The organism is Marinobacter sp. (genome assembly GCF_035268745.1).
Classification (GTDB): Bacteria; Pseudomonadota; Gammaproteobacteria; order Pseudomonadales; family Oleiphilaceae; genus Marinobacter.
The window spans coordinates 1-4317 of record NZ_DATFKH010000159.1; the positions used below are offsets into that span (position 1 = coordinate 1).

At 58.3% G+C, this 4317-nt stretch carries 3 protein-coding genes and 1 pseudogene; 2 read left to right on the forward strand and 2 right to left on the reverse strand.

Annotated elements, in window-relative coordinates:
* The coding region (locus tag VJ956_RS11920; RefSeq protein WP_324085209.1) for a primosomal protein N' at nucleotides 1-2027 on the reverse strand (2027 nt) is incomplete at its 3' end.
* A 215-nt stretch (nucleotides 2028-2242) separates the two neighbouring features.
* On the opposite strand from VJ956_RS11920, the gene rpmE reads away from it, so the two are divergent.
* Both rpmE and VJ956_RS11930 read left to right on the forward strand, forming a co-directional pair.
* On the forward strand, nucleotides 2243-2467 hold the full coding sequence (gene rpmE, locus VJ956_RS11925) for a 50S ribosomal protein L31 (RefSeq protein WP_324085211.1): 225 nt from the start codon (nucleotides 2243-2245) through the stop codon (nucleotides 2465-2467).
* Nucleotides 2468-2703: 236 nt separating this feature from the next.
* Nucleotides 2704-3969, forward strand: a complete 1266-nt coding sequence (locus tag VJ956_RS11930; protein ID WP_324085212.1) for a malic enzyme-like NAD(P)-binding protein — start codon at nucleotides 2704-2706, stop codon at nucleotides 3967-3969.
* Between the two features lie 74 nt (nucleotides 3970-4043).
* On the opposite strand, the pseudogene VJ956_RS11935 reads toward VJ956_RS11930, so the two are convergent.
* Nucleotides 4044-4317 (reverse strand): annotated as a pseudogene (locus tag VJ956_RS11935) (peptidase); the annotation flags it as partial.

Consider the following 4317-nt stretch of genomic DNA (forward strand, 5'->3'; position numbering starts at 1 on the left):
CGGTGGCGGTCAGCGCGGCGGGCGATCATTGCCGGCAGTGGTCCCCAGACCTCCAGCCTGTCGCCTCTGGCGAGAGGCTTGATCCGGTCGAGAACCTGCAGGCTCTGTTCCATGCTGTCGGCTTCGGCACGGAATATGGCCATGGCGCGAAAAGGTGGAAGGGCACCGGTTTGCCGCTCTTCAAGGAGCTGGTCGGCAACCGGCAAATAGTGGCCCCGGGTCAGCGATTGCAGTAACGGATGGTCGCTGTGGCAGGTCTGGACCATTACTTCCCCGGGGTGCTCCCCTCGGCCGGATCTTCCGCTGACCTGAATCAGGGTCTGGATCAACTGTTCCGGCGCCCGAAAGTCAACGCTGAACAGCCCGCCGTCGGCATTGATCACCACCACCAGGGTCACGCCCGGAAAGTCGTGGCCCTTGGCCAGCATCTGGGTCCCTACAAGAATGCAGGGTTGGCCGCTGTTAACCTGCTTCAGGATGTGCTGGATACTGCCTTTGCGCTGGGTGCTGTCCCGGTCCACCCGCACCACAGGCGTGTCCGGGAAGCATTCGGCAAGATAATCTTCCGCTCGCTCGGTGCCCTGGCCCACGGGCCTGAACGCATTACTGTCGCATTTGGGGCAGGTGTCCGTGGCAGCAACCTGATAATCGCAGTGGTGACAGCGCATGGCCCGGTCGCGACGATGGAATGTCAGGCGGGTATCACAGCGTGGGCATTCCACCATGTGGCCACAGTCAAAACACATCATGACCGGGGCATAGCCCCGGCGGTTAACATAGACCAGTGTTTGCCGTCCGCTATCGAGCGTTCTTCGAATGGCGTCTAGCGCCGGACGTGAAAAACCGGCCTGCAGCGGTCGGCTGCGGATATCGAGCAGTCTGATGTCGGGGGGGCTGGATTGGCCGGCCCGCTCCTCCAGCCGCACCAGTCTGTATTTGCCGGACCGGGCGTTGTGAATGGATTCCAGAGAGGGCGTGGCTGAGCCCAGAATAACCGGGCAGTTGTTAAGGAAACCACGATAGACGGCTGTGTCCCGCCCGGAATATCGAAATCCTTCACCCTGTTTGTAGGAACTGTCGTGTTCTTCGTCAACGATTATGGTTCGCAGTCGGGTGAACGGCAGCAATACCGCCGAGCGGGTGCCGATGAGGATAACGGGCTCGCCATTTCTCACTCTGACCCAGGCATTCAGCCTCTGGGAGTCGTTCAGGCCGGAGTGCCAGACCGCCACGCGGAGGCCAAAATAGCGCTCGAAGCGGGCAACCGTCTGGGGTGTCAGGTTGATTTCCGGGACCAGAACCAAGGCCTGATCAGGAGTGTCAAGATGTCGTTTTAGATAGTCAAGATAGAGCTCGGTTTTACCACTGCCGGTGATGCCGTACAGCAGGCTTGTGGTAAATCCCGCCTCCGGGCCGGCGAGTTGACGCGCAGCCTGGAGCTGGGCCGCGGACAGATGTGGCCCTTCGATCAGGGGCATTTCGCCAGCTTGGGCTGGAGTCGGGGAAGCCTCGGTGATCAGTTGCTTGTCCCGGAGGCTTCGTATCTGGGCGCGGGAAAATCCAGCCTGGATAATCTGCCGGGTTGCGGCCCCGGTCGGATGATGCCCCAGCCATTGCAGCAGCGCCTTCTGCTTTACGGCGTTGGCCGGCAGGCTGTCGCCGCCTGCCAGTGCCTTCCAGAAGGTCTCCGCTCGTTCTTCAGCAGGCTGACCTCGTCTGAGCGCCGGGGGTAGCGCGGTAAACAGGCACTCACCGAGCGGGTGCTGGTAGTAGGCGGAGGCCCAGCTCAGAAGCTGGAAAGTTTCTGGCGGCAGAGCCGGCCAGTTTTCGGGGCAGGCAAGGATGGTTTTGAGGGTGATGCCGGCGGGGGGCTGGGCGTCGAGTGCGGCCACCAGACCAGTGACTGTCGCACGGCCGAATGGCACCTTGACCCGCTGGCCGCAGTTGAGTTCCATCCCTGGCGGAACCTGATAGTCGAACAGCCGTCGCAGAGGGCGGTTCAGGGCGATGCGCGCGGTACAGGGCACGTTGGACTCCGGTGGAGAAGGGATGGCGCTTGCAACACTTGACAGCCACGATAAAGGCTTGCCTGCAGGCCTGATTTTCAGTAATATCCACGGCCTGTTTTCGACAGGGCATGATTGTGCCCCGTCTTGTCAATTGATTCAAACATGCGGTGCCCGACGCCCGGATCTGTAAAGTTCCCGCGATCGGGTAGCGGCATGACCGACCGAGGTTCGCCATGAAAGAAGGTATTCATCCCAAGTACGAAGAAATTACCGCGACCTGTTCCTGCGGTAACACGTTCAAGACACGCTCCACCTATACTCATGACCTGCAACTGGACGTCTGTTCCCAGTGCCATCCGTTCTATACCGGCAAGCAGAAAGTGATGGATACCGGCGGTCGTATTGATCGCTTCCAGAAGCGCTTTGGCGGTCGTATCGCCGGCAAGAAAGCTGAATGAGCATCTGAAATACAGCTATCAGAGAAAGCGTCTTCCGGGGCGCTTTTTTTGTTGGTCAGTTTTGTGGCAGGGTCAGTCTGTCCGGAGTCGCAGAGCGTTCGCAAAATACCTTATTGACTGGTCATGGATGCGCCGGTGAGGTCTTGGCTGATACTGGACCTCGCGCCATAATATGCCGCTCTGCCGGGCGCGCTCAGCGATCCCTCTTCTGAAAAACGATAAAAACGGAATAGTCAATGTCTCAGGATCTGAAAAAAGCAGCCCTTGAATATCACGCCAGGCCGCGGCCTGGTAAGCTGAGTGTTGAAATCACCAAGCCCACCAAGACTTCCCGCGACCTGTCGCTGGCGTACAGCCCCGGTGTTGCCGAACCGGTCCGCGAGATCGCCAAAGACCCGGAAAACGCCTACAAATACACCGGCAAGGGCAACCTGGTTGCCGTGATCTCCGACGGTAGCGCGATTCTGGGGCTGGGCAATCTTGGTCCTTTGGCCAGCAAGCCGGTTATGGAGGGCAAGGCTGTTCTGTTCAAGTGCTTTGCTGGCATTGACGTGTTTGACATTGAAGTCAGTTGTGACAGTCCTCAGGAGTTTATCGAAACCGTTGAGCGCATTGCCGATACCTTTGGCGGCATCAACCTGGAAGATATCAAGGCGCCGGAATGCCTTGAAATTGAACGTGTGCTGATCGAAAAGTGCAGGGTTCCGATCTTCCACGATGACCAGCACGGAACGGCAATTGTAACGACCGCTGGCATGATTAACGCGCTGGAGCTTCAGGGCAAGAAAATCGAAGAAGCCAAAGTGGTCTGCCTGGGTGCTGGTGCAGCGGCGATCGCCTGCATGAAGTTGCTGGTCAGTTGTGGCATCCGCTCCGACAACATCTTCATGCTGGATCGTAAGGGTGTTATCCACTCCGGGCGCGATGATCTCAACCAGTACAAAGCCATGTTTGCCAATGAAACGGAGCGTCGGACTCTGGACGATGCAATGAACGGCGCGGATGTGTTTCTTGGTTTATCCGGCCCGGACCTGGTGACGGCCGACCAGCTCAGGCTGATGGCACCGAACCCGATCATTTTTGCCTGCTCCAACCCGGACCCTGAAATCAGTCCGGAAATCGCGCTGGCAACCCGTGATGATCTGATCATGGCAACAGGCCGCTCTGACTATCCGAACCAGGTCAATAACGTACTTGGCTTCCCCTTCATTTTCCGGGGCGCTCTCGACGTTCGTGCCACGGCGATAAATGAAGAGATGAAAGTGGCTGCCGTTCACGCTATCCGCGAACTGGCAAAAGAGCCGGTACCACAGGAAATCTGTGAGGCATATGGCGTGGCAAGCTTTGAATTCGGTCACGAATACATCATTCCCAAACCCATGGATGTGCGTTTGCTGGAAGTCGTTCCGGCGGCAGTTGCCCGGGCAGCGGTCGATTCCGGCGTCGCCCGTCATCCGTACCCTGCCCATTATCCGCTGAAGTCCATGGACGACATTATTTAAGCGACTTCCGGATATAAAAAAACCGACTGCCCAGGCCGTCGGTTTTTTTATGGTGCGAAGGAAAGGCCGCGTTGTCAGAAAATCTGCCGGGAGAGGTCATCGTCACCGCCATTGTCGCGCGACTCGGAGCTGTCGTTATCGGGATCCAGCGGCGGCGGGGCCTCTTCTTCCCGGAAAATTTCGAACATTGCGCCTGCTTGTCCGGGTCTTGCGCGCTTGCCCGTATCCGGATCAATACGGACGTTGACGATGCCGTTCGGGCGGGGCATCAATGACGAAGGTTGATCTTTCAGTGCCACTTCCATGTAATCAAGCCAGATCGGCAGTGCGGTACTGGCACCAAATTCG